The 22,970-nt window shown below is 47.7% G+C and carries 18 protein-coding genes; 7 read left to right on the forward strand and 11 right to left on the reverse strand.

The genetic code is table 11. The features are described from left to right. Window positions 1–110: 110 nt before the first annotated feature. A complete protein-coding gene (locus tag GC096_RS19360; RefSeq protein ID WP_246302837.1) occupies window positions 111–1,307 on the forward strand; it encodes a WD40/YVTN/BNR-like repeat-containing protein in 1,197 nt (398 codons plus the stop codon). Window positions 1,308–2,394: 1,087 nt separating this feature from the next. Here the strand turns inward: GC096_RS19360 and GC096_RS19365 are convergent. The 4 genes from GC096_RS19365 to GC096_RS19380 are packed head-to-tail and all read right to left on the reverse strand — an operon-like array spanning window position 2,395 to window position 5,714. Next, on the reverse strand, window positions 2,395–2,895 hold the full coding sequence (locus GC096_RS19365) for a hypothetical protein (RefSeq protein ID WP_171632460.1): 501 nt from the start codon (window positions 2,893–2,895) through the stop codon (window positions 2,395–2,397). A gap of 27 nt (window positions 2,896–2,922) precedes the next feature. Continuing rightward, window positions 2,923–4,101, reverse strand: a complete 1,179-nt coding sequence (locus GC096_RS19370; protein ID WP_171632462.1) for an MGDG synthase family glycosyltransferase — start codon at window positions 4,099–4,101, stop codon at window positions 2,923–2,925. Between the two features lie 33 nt (window positions 4,102–4,134). Continuing rightward, window positions 4,135–4,710: a thymidine kinase gene (locus tag GC096_RS19375; protein WP_056608434.1), complete on the reverse strand. Its 576-nt coding sequence runs from the start codon at window positions 4,708–4,710 to the stop codon at window positions 4,135–4,137. A 26-nt stretch (window positions 4,711–4,736) separates the two neighbouring features. After that, the gene (locus tag GC096_RS19380; protein ID WP_171632464.1) at window positions 4,737–5,714 is read right to left on the reverse strand and encodes an HD domain-containing protein; all 978 of its coding nucleotides are present in this window, start codon (window positions 5,712–5,714) and stop codon (window positions 4,737–4,739) included. A gap of 373 nt (window positions 5,715–6,087) precedes the next feature. On the opposite strand from GC096_RS19380, the gene gltB reads away from it, so the two are divergent. The 3 genes from gltB (at window position 6,088) to GC096_RS19395 (ending at window position 12,866) form a co-directional block, all read left to right on the forward strand. Continuing rightward, window positions 6,088–10,680: a glutamate synthase large subunit gene (gene gltB / locus GC096_RS19385; protein ID WP_171632466.1), complete on the forward strand. Its 4,593-nt coding sequence runs from the start codon at window positions 6,088–6,090 to the stop codon at window positions 10,678–10,680. A gap of 26 nt (window positions 10,681–10,706) precedes the next feature. Continuing rightward, a complete protein-coding gene (locus tag GC096_RS19390; protein ID WP_171632467.1) occupies window positions 10,707–12,191 on the forward strand; it encodes a glutamate synthase subunit beta in 1,485 nt (494 codons plus the stop codon). 198 nt (window positions 12,192–12,389) lie between these two features. Beyond that, on the forward strand, window positions 12,390–12,866 hold the full coding sequence (locus tag GC096_RS19395) for a hypothetical protein (RefSeq protein WP_171632469.1): 477 nt from the start codon (window positions 12,390–12,392) through the stop codon (window positions 12,864–12,866). A gap of 319 nt (window positions 12,867–13,185) precedes the next feature. On the opposite strand, the gene GC096_RS19400 is transcribed toward GC096_RS19395, so the two are convergent. Both GC096_RS19400 and GC096_RS19405 read right to left on the reverse strand, forming a co-directional pair. Next, window positions 13,186–13,869, reverse strand: coding sequence for a response regulator (locus GC096_RS19400; protein WP_171632470.1), 684 nt, complete (start codon window positions 13,867–13,869; stop codon window positions 13,186–13,188). Between the two features lie 92 nt (window positions 13,870–13,961). Next, complete coding sequence (locus GC096_RS19405; protein WP_171632472.1) at window positions 13,962–15,164, reverse strand: sensor histidine kinase; 1,203 nt, start codon at window positions 15,162–15,164, stop codon at window positions 13,962–13,964. 160 nt (window positions 15,165–15,324) lie between these two features. Between GC096_RS19405 and GC096_RS19410 the strand changes: the two genes are divergently transcribed. Beyond that, window positions 15,325–16,260: an ABC transporter ATP-binding protein gene (locus GC096_RS19410; protein WP_171632474.1), complete on the forward strand. Its 936-nt coding sequence runs from the start codon at window positions 15,325–15,327 to the stop codon at window positions 16,258–16,260. Further along, window positions 16,253–17,191, forward strand: a complete 939-nt coding sequence (locus GC096_RS19415; protein WP_171632475.1) for an ABC transporter permease — start codon at window positions 16,253–16,255, stop codon at window positions 17,189–17,191. Before GC096_RS19410 ends, GC096_RS19415 begins: the two co-directional genes overlap by 8 nt. A 459-nt stretch (window positions 17,192–17,650) precedes the next feature. Here the strand turns inward: GC096_RS19415 and GC096_RS19420 are convergent, their stop codons facing one another. From GC096_RS19420 to GC096_RS19430, 3 genes are all read right to left on the reverse strand, one after another. Continuing rightward, window positions 17,651–18,385: an HAD family hydrolase gene (locus tag GC096_RS19420; protein ID WP_171632477.1), complete on the reverse strand. Its 735-nt coding sequence runs from the start codon at window positions 18,383–18,385 to the stop codon at window positions 17,651–17,653. An 83-nt stretch (window positions 18,386–18,468) separates the two neighbouring features. Then, window positions 18,469–18,921 (reverse strand): bactofilin family protein, encoded by a 453-nt coding sequence (locus GC096_RS19425; RefSeq protein WP_171632478.1) that lies wholly within the window; start codon window positions 18,919–18,921, stop codon window positions 18,469–18,471. A 1-nt stretch (window position 18,922) separates the two neighbouring features. After that, entirely contained in the window at window positions 18,923–19,963 is a 1,041-nt protein-coding gene (locus tag GC096_RS19430) for a M23 family metallopeptidase (RefSeq protein WP_171632480.1), read from the reverse strand. A gap of 199 nt (window positions 19,964–20,162) precedes the next feature. On the opposite strand from GC096_RS19430, the gene GC096_RS19435 reads away from it, so the two are divergent. Beyond that, a complete protein-coding gene (locus GC096_RS19435) occupies window positions 20,163–21,254 on the forward strand; it encodes a ParM/StbA family protein (RefSeq protein WP_171632481.1) in 1,092 nt (363 codons plus the stop codon). Between the two features lie 92 nt (window positions 21,255–21,346). Here the strand turns inward: GC096_RS19435 and GC096_RS19440 are convergent, their stop codons facing one another. Together GC096_RS19440 and GC096_RS19445 are read right to left on the reverse strand one after the other, a co-directional pair. Continuing rightward, window positions 21,347–22,726: a GerAB/ArcD/ProY family transporter gene (locus GC096_RS19440; RefSeq protein WP_171632483.1), complete on the reverse strand. Its 1,380-nt coding sequence runs from the start codon at window positions 22,724–22,726 to the stop codon at window positions 21,347–21,349. An 11-nt stretch (window positions 22,727–22,737) separates the two neighbouring features. Beyond that, window positions 22,738–22,968: a hypothetical protein gene (locus GC096_RS19445; protein WP_171632484.1), complete on the reverse strand. Its 231-nt coding sequence runs from the start codon at window positions 22,966–22,968 to the stop codon at window positions 22,738–22,740. Window positions 22,969–22,970: the final 2 nt, after the last annotated feature.

The raw sequence follows: 22,970 nt of genomic DNA on the forward strand, positions 1-22,970 counted from the left end.
ATGCCTAATTTCTCGAAAATGGGGGAAGATGGTAAGGATGCAGTTCAACTTTTCCTTCCTAGGTAACGTCTATGAAATATCAACTACACATGCAAGTGAAGGGAGCGCGGATGATGTTAAAAAGAACACTGCTGCTGTTGGCAATAACAAGTATCGCCTTAACAGGATGTAAATCTTCTGGACAGGCGAGTGGTCAAGTGACCGTTTCAGAATCACCAATATCGAGTGCCGTGGCTACATCGGAGCCAACAACAAATCCTGCGACACCTGGCGCAGAGCCAACAACCGTGCCTACGAAAGGCAGCGATAGCACATCGCCGACTTTGATGAAAGGGGTAACTGCGTTAAGACTCGCGGATGCTCAAAAGGGCTGGATTGGCGGCAAAGGCTATATCGCTCATACCGATGACGGTGGCGCGAAGTGGAAGGTGCAATACACGGGCATTGGTGAGGTAGGGCAGCTATTTGCCTTGAATGATCAGGAAGCGTGGGCAACGGAGAAAGCAACGGGGAAGCTGTTTAGTACGCAGGATGGTGGAGCCAAATGGTCGACAGTCGGTACCGTTCCCAATCAAGCGTTTCTCCACTTCGTGTCGAAGCAGGAAGCTTTTAGCGGCAATGCACAGTCCGTAGATGGTGGTGTCAAATGGGCGAAGCTTCCAGTTCCTGAAGGTATCAAAGGGGATGCCTATTTTCATGATAATAAGAATGGCTGGGCTGTTCGACAAGCTCAAGATAAGGTCGAAGTGCTGCGTACGCAGGATGGCGGGCAAAATTGGAAATCTGTGATGTCTCGTCCAACCGTTGCGACATTAACAGGAACCGTCATTCGCTCTGCTGGCGCAGATGACGCGTGGATCGAGCTGATTGGGGAATCGGGGATGACACAAACCTCGTATTCGCTGTTTCACACGAAAGACGGCGGGAAGAGCTGGCAGACCGTGCTGGTGAACAGCACGGCAGGTGGAGGACCGGCCCCAGGATTCCCTATGGGGGATACGACGGGGCCGAAGAACACGGGCTCGAAGCCCGGCCCTCTCTACGTCGTGAACACCGACGTAGCGTTCATGGGCGGCAGCTGCCCGGCCTGCGACAAGCCGAACTCCGTCGGCTGGACGAAGGACGGTGGAAAGACCTGGGTGAACGGCACGGAGTCGTTCACGGGGTACGGCGAGCTGCTGCTCGGCATGGCAGACGCGAATAGCGGCTGGCTCATCACGAATGATAATGAGCAGCCGAGCGTCATGTACACCACCCGCAGCGGTGGTGTGAACTGGAACAAGGTGCATACGTTCGATGCACCTTAAACGAAATGCCACCGCGGCTGTCTTCGCGCGGTGGCATTTTTTTTAGTGCAGCTAGCTACTCTCCACACCCAACACACTCCACAGTACATGTCTATTCGTACGCCGCCATATCGCACCCCGGAACTCACTCAGCTACTCTCACACTCATCACACTCCGCACCACATGCCATAACATGCAGCACCAATCGCATCCCGCACCAGTAGTCTACTTGCACGATACATCATGCAACATATGTCTACTCGCACGTCACATCCCACCCCGGACCACACTCAGCTACTCTCCAAACCCATCGCAGCACGGACCACAGCCAGCTACTCTCCACGCCCATCCCACCCCGGACCACACCCAGGTACTCTCCAAACCACATCGCACCCGGAACTCACTCAGCTACTCCCACACTCATCACACTCCGCAGCACACCCAGCTACTCTCCAAACCCATCACTCCCCGAACCACCACCCAGCTACTCTCCACGCCACATCGCACCCCGAACCACACTCAGCTACTCTCCAAACCCATCGCACCACGGACCACAGCCAGCTACTCTCCACGCCCATCCCACCCCGGACCACACTCAGCTACTCTTCACGCCACAGCGCACCCCGGACCACACCCAGCTACTCTCCAGACCCATCGCACCTCGGACCACAGCCAGCTACTCTTCACGCCATATCGCACCCCGGACCACACCCAGCTACTCTCCAAACCCATCACACTTCGCACCATTTGCCATAACACGCACCACCTTCACCGTCAGCATACGACGACCCAAACTCACCGCCGCAACAGATTAAATGGATTTCCTCCATCTATTTCAGTCGGATTTTCGTGTTTTCAGCGATTAGATGGATTTCCTACAGTTAATTGAGCCGAAAGTAGTGGGAATGCTCGAATTCGATGAAATTAGCTGTAGTTTTTCCATCTAAATCCAATTTCGAATGAATTTTGAAGGAAATAGATGGAGGTTTTCCAGTTATTCGAGTGAGGATCGTGACTTCCCGCCAGCCAGCACTCCACAACGGAAGTTAGGATCTGCCGATCTGCTACTCACTCACTCACTCACTCACTCCACCACAACAAACCAACTCACTTCGTAGGCGTATCACTCCCGTTTCCATTCCCATTCCCGTTCGTTCCATTCGTATTCTTCCCATTGAAGAACGTCGATGTTAGATCTCGCAGCTTCTCCATGAACTTCCCGTAGCCGTAACCAGTCAGAAAAGCTATGCTGATACGCGCTGACATCGAGTCGCCAACTTCCAGCAGCATAATGCCGCTCGCGAATAGGATAATCGTGATAATGGCAGAGCCGAAGCACAGGATAGGCCGCATGAGGTACCAGTAGATCCACTGCGTGGTGAGCTCTTGATAATGCTCATGAAACATGCGCAAACCATATAGCGCACCACCGAGCGCTCCTGCAAAGCCGAAGCAAGCATACTCATGATAGAGGACGAAATCAACGCCCAGTATTTTGCGCTCAAAAGAACTGCTGCCAAGCACGGCCATCATCCACAGGCTGCCAACAAACCAGATCATTAAATAAGCAAAAATAGCTTGCTTGCCGAATCGGTGAATGGGATTCATAACAAAACACCGCCCTTACAATGGATACTACCATTGTATGAGCGGTGTTTTTGATGATGCCTGAATATAGGAACGCTTATCCGACTGCTCCAAGTACGCAATGATCGCTGTTGCACAGCTTTGATTTTCCTCATTCTGCTCTTCACGGATGTCCGTTCGCCGCTTCGCAAGCTCGGGATATTGCTCGAGCAGCAATTTAAACCAGTGGTCAATCATCGCGACGGAGGTGATGCGCTGTCCGTAGCCATTTTCCTGGAAATAGGTGCAATTTTTCTCTTCTTGCCCTGGAATCGGGCTATAGAACAGCATGGGAATACCTTTGGCCATTGCCTCTGTACAGGTCATCCCGCCTGGCTTCGTAATCAGTAAATCGGAGATATCCATCAGCTTGCTGATCTCGGTGGTATAGCCAATGAGATGGATGTTCGGCTGACGGAAGACGTCCTCCTCCAACAGCTGGAGACGTGCCTTCTCATTCGTGCCGAGACAGATCAACAGCTGAATATCCTTACTCCAGCTTGCTAAATAAGTCAGCATCTCTTCTTTTTCTTCTTTCTTAAAAACTCCCCAACCGCCGCCCATAACCATGACCGTAGGCATGGCTTTGAGTCCGAATTCCTGCCGAATATGCTCCTTGCTATGAGCTTTGCGGAAATTAGGATGAACCGGAATACCGGTAACCTCGATACGCTTGTCCTGAACGCCACAGTCCATGAGACGCTCTCTAACAAGGGGCGTGGATACCAAATATTTGTCTACCGCTGAGTCGATCCACGTCCCATGAACATCGTAATCGGTGATCACGGTGAAGAGGGGGACATTTAGTCCTGCACGTTTCAATCTAGAGACAATAATGCTTGGAAAGGGGTGCGTACAGACGATCAAATCGGGCTTCAACTGCTTAATAACGGTCTTCGTTCGTGAATAGAAGATGCGATGCAGCACGAGACTGGCTACACGACTCGGCCTTTTATCATAATGATTTCGATAGAGCATACCGTACAGTCTAGGTTGTGATGTTACCGTGCGGCGGTATGCCGAGAAGACCCAAGGTGCTAAGGTAGGATGCAAAAAAGCGCCAAGTTCAATCACGCGGGTAATCATGTCTGACGAGGATTGCCGAAGCTCGCCTGACAGCGCATGAGCAGCTTGTGTATGTCCTTTCCCGAAGCCCTCGGATAATAGCAAAATCCGTTTTTTACGCAAGGAACTCACCTTTCTTTGTAAATCATATCTATCCTAGGTGTGATCTGTTTTTTTCTTAGATGCATAGCATTTGCGACATACTGGAACGTAGCTTTCATTCCCGCCGATCTGGATCTGCTCACCATGGAAGATAGGAACGCCGTCTTTGCAACGCATGTTCATGATTGCCTTTTTATCACAATACCAACAAACGGTTTTAATTTCTTCGATCGTATCCGCCACAGCCAAAAGTGCATTGCTGCCTTCAAATAATTGTCCCATGAAATCAGCGCGAAGCCCGTAAGCGATAACGGGAATATCCAGTTCATCGACGACTTCAATCAACTGAGAGACTTGGGCTTTGTTCAAGAACTGAGCTTCGTCGACCAAAATGCAATTCGGACGCTCGGTCTGCGCTAAAGCGACCATATCCAAATGTTCGTCTACGACGATGGCACCTTTTTGCATACCGATACGGGAAGCGACTTTACCAACACCGAAGCGATCATCCATAACGGAAGTGAGGAGAAGCACCTTTTTGCCCTGTTCCTCATAATTATGAGCTACGCGTAAGACTTCAATCGATTTACCGCTATTCATTGTGCCATAACGAAAGTACAATTTTGCCAAGCTGGGACAGTCCCTTCTGCGGATGTTTATATGGTGAAAAAATAAGTTGCGGCCATGCTATCCAGTTCAGCCAGCTTCACAGCAGCTTGAAAGCTAACTTCAGAGGCGAGTTTTTCGCCAATTAGCGGTTGTTTTCTGTAAACCTTCCCAATCTTGACCTCGATGCTGCCTCGTACGGGTTCTTGGGTAATTTGAATGCGATGAGGCTCATACATGAGCACATGGATCGTTTCGCGAGCCGTTTCATTATTGCTCTGCAGCAACTCCTGAATCAACTCATGATCCATAAGTGCAGGGATTCGATCCTTCATACCTGGATTTGCCTCGCAATGGTGTGCTGTTGCTTTCGCTAGCAATGCATCCATAGCTAGAAACTGCGGGTGCAGGATAAGTCGATGTTCTTCAACAATCGCATCAATAAGTGCCGTGGCTGAAGCCTCATTCGCTTCTATGTAGGGTCCGCGTAAGCGAAGTCCTTTCACTACTTCCGAAGGTGGCAGCGTCTGACGACCCGCATAGTAGGTATCGCGCAGGAAGCTGTCCAAGTGATCGAGTCCAAGAACGGTGGATTTGTTCGTTAGTGGTGTTTCTTGTTTCAAAAGATCAATAATGGCCCGCGGCGAAATGCCGTGCTTGATCAGAATATCGGCGATGATGCCTTGCCCGATTAACTGTTCGGTTTGACGGTGATGATTATACCCAAGTGTCCGCTCAACCGCATGGGAGAAAGGCAGGTGCCCGATATCATGGAGCAATGCCGCAATGCGCAGATGAGGATCTTCTGGGCAAAAGTGAGCCATGAGTGACCAAACGCCAACCGTATGTTCGAATCGTGAATGTGTAAGTGGTGAAAATAGAGCTGATGCTCCGAAATGATGTAAAAACTTCAGGCGGCGTACCGGCTTTGAGCGGAAAAGCTCAATTTCAACCGGATGAGCTTCTAGCTGCCATTGATAAAGAGGCTCAGTAATCATGCCGTCCCCAAAAGTATGCTGTATACTCAAACAGAGCTCCTCCTAAGATGTGGGATCTGGATGTATGTTCTAGCGGTATTAGCTATCATAGCATGAAACATAGAAAGTTTGCTATCACATGCATACCCAGTCGTATTTATATAGGAAATGAGAACATTTATCGTGCCTATACAATATGATTCAACTGGCGATTCTATTAAATTGAAAACCTTTTCAATTTAAATATTTTTAAATTGAACTATAGGAAACCAAGTGTTAATATAATAGAAAAAATATTGAGAATATTTCCTCTACTTATTGCGGATGTAGTCGAAATAGGAAGTCTTACATTTTACCTTTTAGCACTTTAAAGCATGCGTCTAACAAAGTCCAGTGAAAAACGAGGGAAGAAAGGTTGCACAACATGACAATTAATGGATTACCTCCCAAACAGGGATTGTACGATCCGAGGAATGAGCATGATGCTTGTGGTATAGGCTTTGTTGCCAATATCAAGGGTGTCAAATCTCATGCCATCGTCAAGCAAGCGCTTCGTGTACTTTGTAATTTGGATCATCGCGGCGGGCAAGGTTGTGAACAGAATACGGGAGATGGCGCAGGCATTTTAATGCAAATTCCAGACGCGTATTTTCAATCCGCATGCGAACAAGAGAACATTAAACTTCCAATTTCCGGCAGTTATGGCGTAGGTATGGTGTATTTACCGCAAGAATTAGAGGCACGTCAAGCTTGTGAAAGTACCATTGAGCGAATAGTCAAACAAGAAGGACAACAATTTCTAGGATGGAGAACCGTTCCAACCAATAACAGTTCGTTGGGTGATTCTGCAATATCTGCTGAACCGTATGTTCGTCAGGTGTTTATTGGCCAAAGCGCAGATAGTGCGACGAATCTTGATTTTGAGCGCAAGCTGTATATTATTCGTAAGTTATCTGAAAACGCTATCAAAACATCCCATCCGGGATCGCAATTTTACTATTCTAGCTTATCTAGCAGGACGATTGTATATAAAGGGATGTTAACACCTGAGCAAGTGGATGCGTATTACGTGGAGTTGCAAGACGAGAAGGTAGAATCTGCCTTAGCGCTTGTTCACTCCCGTTTCAGTACCAATACATTCCCGAGCTGGGAACGTGCGCATCCGTACCGTTATTTGATTCACAATGGTGAGATCAATACACTTCGTGGTAACGTCAACTGGATGCATGCGCGTCAAGCGATGTGTGACTCTGAATTATTTGGTGAAGATTTTAAACGTATTCTTCCTGTTATTGATACCGATGGTTCCGATTCCCAAATGTTTGATAATACCCTAGAGTTCCTGATGCTTTCAGGTCGTTCATTGCCGCATGCCGCCATGATGATGGTACCCGAGCCTTGGTCCAAACATGAAGGTATGGATGATGATAAAAAGGCGTTCTACGAGTATCACAGCACCTTGATGGAGCCGTGGGATGGTCCTGCAGCGATTGCTTTCACAGATGGCAGTCAAATCGGAGCGATTCTCGATCGTAACGGATTGCGTCCTTCTCGTTATTATGTAACGACAGACGATTTCATCGTGCTTGCTTCTGAGGTTGGTGTGTTGGATATCGAGCCTGAGCGTATTTTGTACAAAGACCGTCTGAGACCGGGACGTATGCTGCTTGTCGATACTGTAGAAGGTCGCATCGTGACGGATGAAGAAATCAAGAGCGGCATCGCTAGCGAGCAGCCGTATCGGGATTGGTTGAATGAGCATCTCGTTTCTTTAGAGGATCTGGAAGAGGCGCCAATTGTACTTGGCTCTGATCATGATACGATTCTGCAGCGCCAGCAAGCTTTTGGCTATACCTTCGAACAATTGCGTAAGACCCTTGAGCCTATGGGCAAAACAGGTGTGGATCCGATCGGTTCCATGGGTACGGATGCGCCACTGGCAGTGCTGTCGGATCGTCCGCAGCTGCTTTATAACTATTTTAAACAATTATTCGCTCAAGTAACGAACCCGCCAATTGATGCGAACTTTGAAGAAATTATTACGGCGCAGGGCACCACGATTGGGCCAGAGCGCAACCTGATTAAGCCGGAGCCAGAGAGCTGCCGTCAAATTCGTTTGAAGTCGCCGTTCCTCTCCAACGATGAGTTGGCGAAGCTGCGTCATATTCAGCGTGATGGTTTCAAAACGGTCACGTTGCCGACGCTTTTCGAAGCCTCAGCAGGCACAGCGGGCCTCGAGAGTGCTATGCAGGCCTTGTACACGGCAGCAGATCAAGCCATTGTCGATGGAGCAACGTTGCTCATTCTGTCTGACCGTGGTGTAGATAGCGTAAACGCGCCGATTCCAGCACTTTTGGCAACATCGGGCTTACATCACCATTTGATCCGTCAAGGCACTCGGACGAAAGTCAGCTTGCTTGTCGAGTCTGGTGAGCCGCGTGAAGTGCACCATTTTGCACTATTGCTCGGCTATGGCGCAGGCGCGATCAACCCTTATCTGGCGTTAGAAACGCTTGATGACATGATTCAGCGCAAGCAGCTAGTTGGTGTTGATCATGAGAAAGCGATCTATAACTACATCAAAGCGGTGACGAAAGGTGTAGTCAAAGTGTTAGCGAAAATGGGTATTTCCACCATTCAGAGCTATCGTGGGGCGCAAATTTTTGAAGCGATTGGCTTGAGCCAAGAGCTGGTAGATAGCTACTTCACTTGGACGTATACGCCAGTGGGTGGTATCGGTATCGAAATGGTTGCGAAGGAAGCCTTGATGCGTCATAGTCGTGCTTTCTCTGAGCAAGAAGGACGCGACCGTGTGCTGGATACAGGCGGCGACTTGCAATGGCGCAGAGATGGGGAAGATCACATCTATACGCCAGAGACTGTGCATGCTCTGCAATCTGCTGTTCGCAGCAACAACTATGCCCAGTATAAATATTTCTCCAAGCTCGTCAAACGTGAAGACGAGAAATATATGGCTCTACGCGGACTGCTAAGCTTCAAAGCAGGACGCACACCGGTTCCGATCGAAGAGGTGGAACCGATCGAATCGATCTTCAAGCGCTTCAAGACGGGAGCCATGTCCTACGGCTCCATCTCCAAAGAAGCGCACGAAACGATCGCGATCGCGATGAACCGCATCGGCGGCAAGAGCAACACCGGCGAAGGCGGCGAGCATCCGGAGCGTTTCACGCCGGATGCGAACGGCGATCTTCGCCGCAGTGCCATCAAGCAGGTGGCGTCCGGCCGCTTCGGCGTCACGAGCCATTATCTCGTCAACGCTGACGAGATTCAGATCAAGATGGCGCAGGGCGCGAAGCCCGGTGAGGGCGGTCAGCTTCCGGGAACCAAGGTGTACCCTTGGGTAGCCGAGGTTCGCGGTGTTACGCCAGGCGTAGGCTTGATTTCGCCGCCGCCCCATCATGATATTTATTCGATCGAGGATCTCGCTGAGCTGATCCACGATCTCAAGAATGCCAACCCACGGGCACGGATCAGCGTGAAGCTGGTATCCGAGGTTGGTGTTGGCACGATCGCTGCCGGCGTAGCCAAAGGGAAAGCGGACGTTGTCCTCATCTCCGGCTACGACGGAGGCACAGGCGCGTCACCGCAGACGAGTATTCGTCACGCAGGACTGCCGTGGGAGCTCGGTCTGGCGGAGACGCATCAGACACTCGTGCTGAACAACCTGCGCAGCCGTATCGTCGTAGAGACGGATGGCAAGCTGATGACAGGGCGCGACGTTGTCGTAGCTGCCTTGCTCGGTGCCGAGGAGTTCGGCTTCGCAACGACTCCTTTAATTACTATCGGCTGCGTGATGATGCGCGTCTGCCACTTGGACACTTGTCCAGTTGGGGTCGCTACGCAAAATCCGGAGCTTCGCAAGAAATTTGCTGGAGATCCGCAGCATGTTGTGAATTTCATGACCTTCATCGCGGGCGATGTGCGCGAGATGATGGCGGAGCTTGGCTTCCGCACAATTGAAGAGATGGTTGGACGTACCGATATCTTGGAGTCCAAGCCAGCTGTCGAGCATTGGAAAGCCAAAGGCGTCGATCTTACGCCGCTGCTGCACCAACCGGATATGGGCGAAGATGTGGGTCGCTTCTGCCAAATGCAGCAAGATCACGGCTTGGATCGCTCCTTGGATATGACAAAGCTGCTTGATATTTGTGAGCCAGCGATTGAGCGCAAAGAGTATGTTCATGCGATTCTGCCAATTACGAACGTGAATCGCGTTGTCGGAACGATCGTGGGCAGCGAAGTCACGCGCCGTCACGGCGTAGATGGCTTGCCGCACGATACGATTCGTTTACATTTTGAAGGATCAGCAGGTCAAAGCTTTGGTGCTTTCGTACCGAAAGGGATCACACTCTCCCTCGAAGGAGATGCCAATGACTATGTAGGGAAAGGATTGTCCGGCGGTAAGCTGGCGATTTTTCCATCGAGTAAGTCGACTTTTGTACCAGAAGATAACGTGATTATCGGCAATACAGCCTTATATGGTGCTACAGATGGGGATGTTTACATCCGTGGTATCGCGGGCGAACGCTTCTGCGTAAGAAACAGTGGTGTGCGTGCCGTCGTTGAGGGTGTAGGAGATCATGGTTGTGAGTACATGACAGGTGGTCGAGTCGTTGTTCTTGGTCCAACAGGGCGTAACTTCGCAGCGGGTATGTCAGGCGGTATTGCCTACGTATTGGATGTGAATGGTGACTTCCAAAGCAAAGTGAATAAAGAGATGGTTTACCTGGAACAGCTGGAAGAAACGTATGAGATGAATGAATTGAAGACGATGATCCAGCATCATGCCACATTTACGGATAGCAGCGTTGCCCACCAGGTTATTCAGCACTGGGATGAGTACGTTTGGAAGTTCGTGAAGGTTATACCGAAGGACTACAAACGGATGTTTGATGCTATCGAGAAAGTGAAACGCTCCGGTCTAAGCCAACAAGAAGCGGTCATGGTTGCTTTCGAGGCGAATATGAGAGATGTTTCCCGTGTCGGTGGAAATTAACGAAACTCAGGAGGGATTAAACGTAAATGGGTAAACCAACCGGTTTTATAGAACACGCTCGTGAAGTGGCATCCGAAGCTTCTCCGCTGGTCCGAATCGGCCATTGGAAAGAGTTTGCGACACCACTAACGCAAGATAAATTACAGGTACAAGGCTCCCGTTGTATGGATTGTGGGATTCCTTTCTGTCATACAGGGGCATTGATCAGCGGCATGGCCGCTGGTTGCCCAGTGAACAACCTCATTCCGGAATGGAATGATCTCGTGTATCGCGGTCAATGGCGTGAAGCCTTGGATCGTCTGCACAAGACGAATAATTTCCCGGAATTTACGGGCCGTGTCTGTCCGGCGCCTTGTGAAGGCTCTTGTACCGTAGGCTTGAAGGATACGCCGGTTACGATCAAAAGCATTGAAAAAGCGATCATCGACAAAGGCTTCGATGAAGGCTGGATCAAGCCTGAACCGCCGGAAACGCGCACTGGGAAGAAGGTTGCGGTTGTGGGTTCAGGTCCTTCCGGACTTGCGGCAGCAGCGCAGTTGAACAAAGCTGGACATTGGGTTACCGTATTCGAACGGGCAGACCGCGTTGGCGGCTTGCTGATGTACGGTATCCCGAACATGAAGCTGGACAAAAAGTATGTCCAGCGTCGTGTAGATCTGCTTGAAGCCGAAGGCATTGCCTTCGTAACGGGTGCTCACGTCGGGGTGAACTACCCGATCGAGAAGCTGCAAGAGGAATTCGATGCGATCGTCCTGTGCGGCGGAGCTACGAAGGGACGCGATCTACCGATCGAGGGTCGCGAGCTCGGCGGCGTGCATCTGGCGATGGAATTCCTGAGCAAGAACACGAAGAGCTTGCTCGATTCCGAGCATGCGGATCGTGAATTCATTTCCGCCGAAGGCAAGGACGTGATCGTCATCGGTGGTGGTGACACAGGAACCGACTGCGTAGGAACTTCCATTCGTCACAAATGTAAGAGCGTGACGCAGTTTGAGATCATGCCGAAGTCACCGGAGACACGTCCAGCGAACAACCCTTGGCCGGAATGGCCAAAGGTGTTGAAAGTGGACTACGGTCAGCAAGAGGCGGCTGCGCTACAGGGCGAAGACCCGCGAACGTACTTAATCAACACGAAGAAATTCGTGGGGGATGAGACTGGCAACTTGAAAGAGCTGCACACGGTTCTGATCGAGTGGCAGAAGAACGAGAAGGGCGCGTTCGTACCTGTTGAAGTGCCTGGCAGCGAGAAGGTTTACCCAGCGCAGCTGGTGTTGATTGCGATGGGCTTCACGGGACCAGAAAACACCGTTTTGGATCAACTCGGCGTAGCCAAAGACGAGCGCTCCAACGCGAAAGCGGATTACGGGAAGTTCGCTACGAACGTAGACGGCGTTTTCGCTGCTGGCGACATGCGTCGTGGGCAAAGTCTCGTGGTATGGGCGATCAACGAAGGTCGTGCTGTAGCGCGTGAAGTGGATCGCTTCTTGATGGGATCGTCGAATTTGCCATAAGATTTGTTAGACTGCTTGCAGGTTGAGAGTTACCTGTAAGCAGTTTTTTGTCATCTAGTGGATACAGCGAGATGGTGCCCATCCGTTGGTTAGCCTCATTAGACTAATAAACGTGAACATTTCCGTAAACTCATGTACAATAGAAGAAAGAGCAGTCTAAGCATTGGCTGCAAGTTGGGCGGAAATGGAGGGAAGCGCATGAGGAAAGATGATCTTCTTACAGCTGAGGAGCTACAAGCATTAATGGTCGGGAATCAGGAGTATTCTGATGAGGTTGGGAGCGATGAGCCAGTCAGGGCACAGGATCTGCATTCTTTGCAAAAGACCGTCATGCTGCTTTCCAAGCAGGTAGAAGAGCTCCAAGCGCAACTTCATGAGCAGTTTGAACTCCAGAATAGACAGCAAGAGCAATTTCTGCGACTATGCAGGCACCAGCTTGAGAACAAACTGCATGAGCAATTGGTCAACACGATTGTTGTCCATCAGCATGCGGCGAATCAAGAAGATCAGATGGAGCTTCAACATACGCCAGTGATATCGGAGGAAGTCAGTCTCAGCGCTGGGCCAGTCCATGATTCGTCAACGGAAGATACGTCGCTCCCCTTTTCAAGAGTAAAGAGCTATAGTAAGATTCGAAAAAGAAAAAAGGGTTTTCTCGAAAAGCTTTTCGAATAGTCGTGTAACAGCAAAGACCGCTTCTTCAGTGATGAAGAGCGGTCTTTGTTTACATGCCAGTAAGGGTACTCTTCCAATTTGCAATAACTGGAAAACATACAGCTATTTACGATGAATTTCCTCGGAAATTCGATTTAACTGTAGAACATGTAGGTAAATCTGCCTGTTTTATTCAAATTGGGAGAAATAGTTGAAATTAACTGTACGTTATCCATCTATTCTACGTTTGATCGGGGAATTCCAAAAATTAACTGCATAAAATCCATCTACCCACCTGAAGCACAGTCAGCTACGGCGTTTCTCATAAAATTCCCCTCGATTAGAGAATCCCCTCATCATGCGCTTTTTTCGAAGCTTGAACCCGGTCTCGTACGTCCATTTTGGAGTAGATGTTGGAGATATAGTTTTTCACAGTCCCCTCGGACAAGAATAGCTTCTCGGCGATCTCACGATTATTGAGGCCATCGGCGATGCTGTGAAGGACCTGCAACTCACGTTCGCTGAGGCCATACGTCTCAATACGAACGCTGCTCTCTTCCTTATCTTCTGAGGAAGCCCCGCTTCCACCGTCACGCGCTTGCTGGACGAGCATTTTGGCAATATCATGCGGAATTAAGGTGCCGCCCTGATGAACCCATTTAATTCCTGCGGCAAGATCTTTGGGATGAATGGCTTTGAGCAAGTAGCCTTCAGCTCCTGCACTAAGTGCATCTACAACGTAGCCTATTTCCTGGAATGTGGTCAAAATAATGACACGTATATGCGGCCAGGTAGCTTTAATCTGACGTGTAGCCTCAACACCATCCATAACCGGCATATGAATATCCATTAGAACGACATCGGGTTGCACTTCTTCACTTAGTTTTACAGCGACATGCCCGTTTTCAGCTAAGCCGACAACCTCAATATCGGGGTCCATGCCCAGTACAATGTGTAAGCTTTCACGTATCAAATCCTGATCATCGACCAGGAGCAGTTTGAGCGGAGCTTGGTTTACAGTCATAGCAAATCCTCCTCACAGCTATTAAAAGGGGTTATAGGGTTTACGGTTTCTATGGTTTCTATGGTTTATAAGGTTTAAAAAGGTTAAACCGATTAAAACGTTGGAAAACGTTTGACAGGAATAAAACAATGGACAACAGTCCCTTGTTCAGGCAGGGAGCGTACTTGCAAAGTGCCTTGCAGCGCCGTTATCCGTTCTTGCATCGCGGCTATACCGAAGCCCATTTTCAATTGTTCGGAGCCAACACCATCATCTTCAATGCGTAGGGAGATTTGGTCATCGGCGTAGGTTAGTACAATTTCAATAGAAGCTGCTTTACCATGGCGCTTGGCATTCGTCAGTGATTCTTGTAAACAACGAATTAAGGAGAGCTTGGTTTGTTTGGGAATTTCGAACTCGTCACTAACTGTCGTGAAGTGAATCTGTGTGCCTGTATGCAAGGCAAATTCATTGGCAAGTCGTGACAGTTGCTGAGATAGCAGCAGATCGCCCTCTTGGGGGACCATCTGATGAATGCTGCGGCGCACTTCTTCTAGACCGCCTCTAGTTACATTGCGCAGGACGTCGAGCTTCTCCTTGGCTTTCTCGGGTGAAACCTCGATCAAATACGAGACGGCGTCCATGCCCATAATGACGGATGTGAACGTATGTCCTACCGTATCATGCAGCTCACGGGCCATCCGATTGCGCTCTTCAACTAAAGTAAGCTGCTCAATTTGATTCGCGTACTGCTCAAGGACGTTATTTTGCTCATGGATCAAATGGTACTGACGTTGGTTCTCACCTAGCAGCTTCTCGGTCTTCTCGTTAGAGGTAACGGCGCGTTGTAAGCTTAATCCGATGGCGAAGAAGAGAACAGCATTCAGGATAAAACTAAATAATTGTCCGACTCCCATGCCGCTATGTAGAAGGAAAAAGTAAGTCACCGGCATGCCTAACATGAAAATAGGAGCGGTCCACCACGCATTTTTTCGATCAGTGAGGAATCCAATGACCATAATTGGGCAATTAATGGTAAGTAAGGCGTCCTGCTTCATCCAAGCCAAATAAATTTGTAGGGGAATACCGGTTAGTAGAACAGCAATCGGATAGCATGTTGGATTGATATAGTGGGGTCGCCAGAATATAAAAGGAGCCCCATAAGAGAGTAATATGGCCAATATGGTCAACATGATGTGGGAAAATGGTTGTTCATAGATGTGAAGGCAGCTATACAGTAAACCAAGCAGTGCAGCGCCGGTCAAGACGATAAACAGTGACCACTCTACACCGTGCCACGGTCTTCTTTGGATCATAGATGAGCTCCTTTTACTAACAGTTCGTATCTTACCATTGTACATAAAATTAGGGAAAAGCCATAGTGAGCGCAGTCATATGACTGAAATATCACTAGGCATGACAGTCGAAGTAAGCTAGGATTGGATTATATTGGTTAAAAAAGAGAGGAGATGTCGAATGTCAGCATCACAAGAGGTTGGTACACCCATTGTACAGGTAGATCATATTTCCAAACGAATTGGTTCTAAGACCATCATTGATAAGCTCAGTTTCGATGTGCCGCGTGGCGAGGTGTTCGGATTTCTCGGGCCCAATGGCGCGGGTAAAACGACTACCATCCGTATGATGGTAGGACTGATGTCGATTTCGGAGGGGGATATCCGTGTTGGCGGGTATTCGATTCGCACGCATTTTGAACAAGCGATTCGTCATATTGGCGCGATTGTAGAAAATCCGGAAATGTATAAATTTTTAAGCGGCTACAAGAATTTGGTTCATTATGCCAGGATGATTCCAGGTATCGGTGAGGAGCGAATTGGGGAGGTGATCGATCTTGTCGGGATGACGAATCGCATTCATGACAAGGTGAAAACCTACTCGCTGGGCATGCGGCAACGACTAGGCATTGCGCAAGCGCTTCTGCATAAGCCGTCGGTTCTTATTTTGGACGAGCCGACCAACGGGTTGGACCCAGCTGGCATACGGGAGCTTCGAGATCATTTGCGTAAGCTTACCCGTGAGGAAGGGATTTCCGTTATTGTTTCTTCGCATCTGTTAGCGGAAATGGAACTGATGTGTGACCGCGTAGCCATCATTCAAAATGGGAAATTAGTTGATGTTAGACTTATCAAGGAATATGTTCAGGAGGATGGCAAACAGCGGGTCGTCTATGAGGTGGACGCGATTGAACAAGCCATGAAGTTAGCTTCTGCTCAAGGGTATCCCGTTGAAGTTATCGATGCGGAACTTGTTATGGATCTCGATAAACAAGAGATAGCTTTGTTGAATAAGCGGTTCGTAGAGGCAGGGATTTCCGTTTATGGCATCCGCAAAACATCGAAGTCGCTGGAAGATCAATTTTTAGAAATGACGGGAAGTGATCCTATTGCTTAATCTCATCAAGAATGAGCATATGAAGATTTATAGTCGACTTCGAACATGGATTCTTGTGGTCTTGCTAATTGTCATCGTCGTGCTCACTGGTGTGTTATCGCATTCCGATACGAACAACAATGATGATAGCTGGAAAACAAGGGCTTCCGAAACGATTGAACACAATAAGACAGAGCTTGCCAATCCGGATATTCCAGAGAATTTTAAGAAGCAGATGCGGGAACAAAGTGCGCTTCAGCAATACATGCTGGATCACAATTACCCACCGATTGATAACACGATTTGGGAAGGCATGCTCACTGCGTCTGGCTTGATTATTGTGGTTACGCTCTTCACAGTCATTATTGCTGGAGATATGGTAGCAGGGGAGTTTACTTGGGGAACCATCAAGCTGCTGCTCATTCGTCCTGCTAGCCGGTCGAAGATCTTATTGTCGAAGTATCTGACAACACTTATTTTTGCAGCCACGTTACTGGTCGTTTTGTTCATTACCGCTCTGATTGTGAATGGCTTCTCCTATGGGTTTGAGCGACTGAGTCTCCCTCATTTAATTGTGAATGCCGCAGGGCAGGTGCTGGAGAAAAACATGCTGTTCTATGTGTTTGCTAACTATGGACTTAAATTAATTGAGCTTGTGATGATCGTTACACTGGCCTTTATGATTTCCACGGTGTTTCGCAGTGCCTCACTTGCGATCGGCCTTAGTATTTTCATTATGTTCGCTGGCCAAATCATTACCTTGTTGTTCTTGCGGTATACGTGGGGCAAATACTTCCTATTCGCGAATACGGATCTCACTCCGTATCTAGAGGGACGGCCGCTAGCAGAGGGTATGACGTTAGGATTCTCCATCACCATGCTTGTGTGCTACTTTTTGTTATTCAACGTACTTTCCTGGGAAATATTCCGTAGACGTGACGTCGCGGCTTAGTGAAACAACTGCGATTGGTGGAGAGAGCCCAATTAACTGGAAAACGTACAGCTATTATTACTGTTTTTCGGTTCGGTAGTTGTTTAACTGGAAAATGTACAGCTAATTCGGCGAATTCGGGACAATTCTTAAGGAATGGACCGAAATAAAGGCATAAAATCCAGTTATTTCAATAAAATGAGCCAAAACAGCTAAATTAGCGACATAAAATCCATCTATTAGCTGAATAAGTCTATAAAGGCGAATCGATCAGGAACTCGTGGTCGTGCACATAGAGCCCAACACAGAAAAAGCCCCAATCCCACCAAGAAAGTGGAGTTGGGGCTTTTATGTGTTGTTGGGGCTAGCGGTGTAAGGACTTTCCAGTGTTGTTGTTGTTGTTGTTGTTGTTGTTGTTGTTGTTGTTTCGATCTTGGACTTCGATCTTTAAACATCAGTCTTGGAACTTCGCTCAGTCATTCATTTCTTAATATACGATTGGATAGCCTCTGGCACTTCGAGTAGCGAGGGCAACTGGTAAAACGCGCCCTGCGGTGTGACGTCGATCGTCCCATTATTAAATACCCAATCATCAGCAACGGGGATATGAATTGCATGGATACCCGCATGGAGCGCTGGCAGCACATCTGTTGTGATGGAATTGCCGATCATCCACGTGTGCTGTCGGTCGAATTGCTTTTCCTGCATCAATGTATTCATAAACTCACGTGTCTTATGCACAGTTACGAAGATACGATCCTGAAAAAATTGGTCAAGACCGACATCCTTGATTTTCTTCATTTGAATGGAAACATCTCCGCCTGTATACAGAAACAAGTTGTGACCAGCTTGTTGAAGGTTGTGAAGGGTTTCATTCATCAGTGGGTATGGCTCGACGGTGTAACTGTAGACCGTGTGACCTAGCTGCATGAGCCAGTCCACCTCTTTGGCACTTACAGGACGGTTGTAGTGCTGCGCGAACCATTGATACGTCTCAACGAACGATTGCGGAAACCGTTCCGGCATAAAGCCGTGAATTTGGATTCCAGCAAGGTCGATTTGTAATTGTTTTTGCCTAATGTCCTGCTTAGTTAGACCATGTCCTGAATACCAAGTAAGCATCAAATCTACGAATTGGTCAATGACAAAGTCAAAATATTTATTGCAATGCACCAACGTGTCATCTAGGTCAAATAGGATGGCTTGTTCTCTCATAGTTTCCGTGTCTCCTACATCAGTTAGAAATGAATTTCCAACTAGTATATCATGTGGAAAGCTTCTATCCTAGCAGTAAGGAATTACATGGCCACGGTGTTGCCTCTATACATATTGTCAGGAGCAGCAACAGGTCGGTTCCCAGTTTCAGTCTCATTGTTTGGTACAGGAACAGGCACGTCCGATTTCGTTTCCATTTTACTGCTGCCTTGGAAGACGCCGCCTTCTTCAATAATGAAAGAAGCTGCACTAATATTGCCATGAAGGGAGCCTGTAGAGGTAATGGTCAGCTTGCCTTTGGTTGTAATATTGCCTTGAACGCTTCCAGCTAGAACCACATCACGCGCAGAGATATTGGATTTCACGACGCCGTGTTCGCCAATAATGACGTCGCCAGCGCAGTCGATATCACCCGTAATTCCGCCCTCAATACGAATGCTCGCTTCTGATTTAATACGGCCTTCAAAGCTCGTTCCCTCACCTATCAGTGTATCGGTTGTATTTGGATTCATGAGGTTTTTTGATTTTTTGAACATGTTAGTTATCATCCTTTCGAATCGATTTGAGGTAAGGCTTGGGATCGACGCTTTCGCCGTTTTTGAGTACTTCATAGTGAAGATGTGCTCCTGTGCTTCGGCCCGTAGAACCGACTAAGCCGATCGTACCGCCTTTTTCTATAGAATCACCTTTGTTAACTAGAATTTTATTTAAATGCATGTACCAGGTGCGTAAGCCCTTGGAATGCTCAATCACAATGTTGTTGCCATGGTAAATGTCCTTACCTGTACTGATGACTTTACCAGCAGCGGTTGCATAGACGGGATCATTCTCATGAGCACCGAAATCAATGCCGGAATGATAACTAGGTATTTTGGTAAATGGATCGGATCGATAGCCGAAAGGGGAAGTAACAACCTTCGTGCTCGTTGGCCACAACGTTGGTGTGATGCGAAGCTGCTCCTGTTTGTCGGCCACTTTCTGCTTCGTTTGTACTAAATTCGTTTGCAACTCTTGTACTTCGCCATTCAGCGCAGTGAAGGAGGCAAGTGTATCTTGACCTAGCTTAAGAATGATATCTTGTGAGACAGGATTGGGGCTGCCACCTACACCTGTTGAAGGGGGAGACTCGCCGACTGTTGGCTGATTGGCATCTTTCTTAGCCTTGCCTTCGGATGAATTGCTTGCAACGGCGACATTACTTGGTTCGTGATCAATGCCAGCAATGGTTTTGAGATCACTCTCTAACTTTTTTACTTCCTCGACTTGGGTTTTCATCTGTTCAGCTTGCTGGGACAGTTGAATGACTTCGTTTTGCAATTGTTCGATGGCCTCATTCTTAGAAGTTAGGGTTGCACTCCATTGCTGGTTGGCACCACTTAGCTTCGATTGCAAGTCACTTGCCTGTTTCACGGTATGTGCATGCATAAAGTAAATCGTTATGGAAATCAGCATTAGCAAGGTAAAGCATGCTGCAGCGATATAGGCAGATAAATGGGAAATGCGAAATCTGACAACCGATTGCGTAGCATCTGGAATGATAACCAGCGTCAGTTTTTTGGGTTTCCACTTAAGCTTCATAAGGACTAAGTTGTCTCCTGTCATGGTTGAATTTGGTAAAGTGAAGTTCTGTACATCATTCGTCATATTTTGCTAAAAACCTGCCTTCCTACCTACTAGTCCTAGTAAAATGAGTCTAAAGTAGGAAGGAATCCTGTCGTATATGATCGAATTTACTAATACAATTACAGAAAGCTGTAGATTTGGAGTGGAGGCACACATGATTAAGCTTGCAGGTATTGACATAGGGAACGATAGTATTAAGCTGGTGCTAGATGGGTCTAGAGAACCACTAGTAATTCCGAATATCATAGCGCCGGGTTACGAAAGACACATTTTGCAAGAAGAAGATTCACCTTGGAAAGCATTGGATGTCGTTATTTATAGTCCAAGCCTTTCACAGCGGAATCAACGTTATTTCGTAGGGCAACTGGCCTTAGAGCACGAGGATAACCTAGAGCTAGAAGACACGGATAATAAAGCATTATCAGATCAATCCCTCATTGTAGCACTGACTGCACTTGCTTATCAGGGTCTCACGAATCAAGCAGCGGGCCCTGGCTACGGCAACGTTGACGAAGTTGAATACACATTGGGTACGGGTTTACCTGTTCGTTCTTTTCCGAAATATAGTCAAACATTTGAACATCGACTTCTAGGTGAGCACGAAGTGACATTCCTTTCCACTCCACAGTTCCATAATCGTAAAATAAAAGTTTCGATCCGCAAAGTAGCTGTCTCTATTGAAGGTGCGGCCGCCATGTTCCATATGGCAACACACGACAGCTTGCAGGTCAAAGACGAAGAAATATACAACGGCTGCATTGGCGTTTGTGAAATCGGTGCCTTGACGACAGATTTCCCTGTCATCAAACGCATGGCGATTGATAACCATTTTAGCCATGGTGAGCAGATCGGGATTGCAACGTATTTGGATGCGATTATTCGTGACGTTGAAGATGCCTACGGCCACTTGTTCCCAAGCCGAGCGAAGCTGGCGCAACGCGTGAAGAATCGTCAATTTACGATTCAGCTTCCAGGCGAAGGCCAAGTAGATATTCGGCCAATCGTAGATCTGCATTTCCGACGTGCCGCGGTACGCATGGTCGAAATGATTAAGAAGCGCTGGCGCAAATGCCCAGATATTCAATGCTTCTACGTGATTGGCGGCGGTGCAACTGCACTGAAGCCGTATATCCAAGACGCGGCAGGAGCAATGAAATTACGTTTCACCAATGATAGTGAATTCTTAAATGTTAACGGCTACTTGAAGGTCGCGAAAAGCCGTTTAAATCAATCTGTTCCTGTTTAACATGTAATCATATGAGGCACTCGCTTAGGCGGGTGCTTTTTCTATTGACGATAAGCATTCCTCCACAAATCAATTCACGGCTGCAACTTTACTTAGTTACTGCTTTCGGCTTGTTTCAGCTTGGTAAGTTCCATATAGGTGGTCAATGTCGTCAACAACAGCGTACTACCGAAGCCTATTGCACAAATCGAACCAATCATCGTAGATCTTTCGCCGAACATAAGGCCAATGAGAACAAATGCTACACAAAGGACCAAAACTAGATTTCCTCCCCATAACCATTGTGTATAGGACATTCGTTGGCTAAGTTTGCCTGAATTTTGTTCGGGATCCTCCTTTACATGTGTTCCTCCAGAGGGAGCGGGAAAAGCATCCGGATATTTCCTTTTTTTCCTATGCCCCGCGATAAGGAGGACGACCATGACGATAGGTTGGTAAGCCAAGACAATTACGGGTGAACTGAAATTGGAGAAACTGAGTAACTCGGTGGTGCTTTTAAAGGAAAGACAAGCACACAAACCTATTAACAGTGCGATAGGTTTGTTAATCATCGGGTAATTTCGATCATTGAAAATGGAGCTAATGCCGAGCAAAAGCGCTAAATAAATGGCGATTGTTTTACATGCAACGGTTGGATACCAGATCATGAGCATGATGAGATCAAGGCGATCTAGAAAATCTGTGACATGAATCGTTTGAACCAGATTAAAGCTAGGATAGGAGAAGTTTGCAGGCATCTTAGGGCCGAGTACGGCAATGATGGCAAATAAAACGAGTGTGAGTAGAAAAAAACCTAGCAGGGAGCCATGGCGAATAGCCGAACGAACATGATTTGCATTGGATAGCATATGTAGAAATGCGCCCAGAATGAAAACATCACCCGCGCTCCCGAGTGTTAGAGCGGAACTAGCTGTCCAGTGCTGAATCGGCATTGTCAGCACAGGCGTTGTTAGCCTCAAATAAAATTCGTTCGTTAAGAGCAACGGCATAATTGTAATCGTAACGACGAAGAGTGGGTAGAACAGGTCATTGACGCGTGCGATAACCTCTACACTCGTTTTACCAAAATACAAAAGCAACAAACAGTTTAGTAAGATTATAATTTCAAGTGGCGTTGTACTCAGTAAAAGGGTAGAACTAAATCTGGATACGGATGAAATATCACGAACGACAATTTGCCAGAAATGAAACAAAATGAGTAGATTCATAACTGTGCCCAGCCAAGGACCTAATAGTTCTTTGGAAATTTCAAAAATGTTCTTATAGGGAAACAGCTTCACCAAATAGCTAAAGAAGCCAGCAATTAGAAAGACATAGAGAATAGAAAGTAAATAGCTAAACCAAGCATCCATTTGATTGATGCGTATCAATTCGTTTTGCAACGTGAGAACGCCTCCGCTGGTGACAATGGAAGAAGCTAGCCAAGAGAGCTGCCGTTGGTTAATGATCCGTTTACTATCGATGAGGAACACCGCCTTTCATCTTAAATGCCAAGAACTCGTATGAACCAAGGAGAAACCACTTGCACGAAAAAATAGGAGGGCATTGGAATACTTACATGGATATATTTCAAGATGAGAAAAAGTAGGATTAAACCGATGGAAAGACCATAGGTTATTTGATTCCCAGTTCCCGTCGTCCGCAGCATCTTGCGATCGATAATGAAAGACCCGACCAAAATGATAAGAAAGCTGATAACAAAGATCCCATCCATCG

The organism is Paenibacillus plantarum, from assembly GCF_013141695.1.
GTDB classification, from domain to species: Bacteria; Bacillota; Bacilli; order Paenibacillales; family NBRC-103111; genus Paenibacillus_E; species Paenibacillus_E plantarum.

Bases quoted from the DNA above. Each gene is read 5' to 3' on its own strand.
- GC096_RS19360 (WP_246302837.1), top strand. From the start codon at position 111: ATGATGTTAAAAAGAACACTGCTGCTGTTGGCAATAACAAGTATCGCC.
- GC096_RS19365 (WP_171632460.1), bottom strand. From the start codon at position 2,895: ATGAATCCCATTCACCGATTCGGCAAGCAAGCTATTTTTGCTTATTTA.
- gltB (WP_171632466.1), top strand. From the start codon at position 6,088: ATGACAATTAATGGATTACCTCCCAAACAGGGATTGTACGATCCGAGG.
- GC096_RS19390 (WP_171632467.1), top strand. From the start codon at position 10,707: ATGGGTAAACCAACCGGTTTTATAGAACACGCTCGTGAAGTGGCATCC.
- GC096_RS19395 (WP_171632469.1), top strand. From the start codon at position 12,390: ATGAGGAAAGATGATCTTCTTACAGCTGAGGAGCTACAAGCATTAATG.
- GC096_RS19400 (WP_171632470.1), bottom strand. From the start codon at position 13,869: ATGACTGTAAACCAAGCTCCGCTCAAACTGCTCCTGGTCGATGATCAG.
- GC096_RS19405 (WP_171632472.1), bottom strand. From the start codon at position 15,164: ATGATCCAAAGAAGACCGTGGCACGGTGTAGAGTGGTCACTGTTTATC.
- GC096_RS19410 (WP_171632474.1), top strand. From the start codon at position 15,325: ATGTCAGCATCACAAGAGGTTGGTACACCCATTGTACAGGTAGATCAT.
- GC096_RS19420 (WP_171632477.1), bottom strand. From the start codon at position 18,385: ATGAGAGAACAAGCCATCCTATTTGACCTAGATGACACGTTGGTGCAT.
- GC096_RS19425 (WP_171632478.1), bottom strand. From the start codon at position 18,921: ATGTTCAAAAAATCAAAAAACCTCATGAATCCAAATACAACCGATACA.
- GC096_RS19430 (WP_171632480.1), bottom strand. From the start codon at position 19,963: ATGAAGCTTAAGTGGAAACCCAAAAAACTGACGCTGGTTATCATTCCA.
- GC096_RS19435 (WP_171632481.1), top strand. From the start codon at position 20,163: ATGATTAAGCTTGCAGGTATTGACATAGGGAACGATAGTATTAAGCTG.
- GC096_RS19445 (WP_171632484.1), bottom strand. From the start codon at position 22,968: ATGGATGGGATCTTTGTTATCAGCTTTCTTATCATTTTGGTCGGGTCT.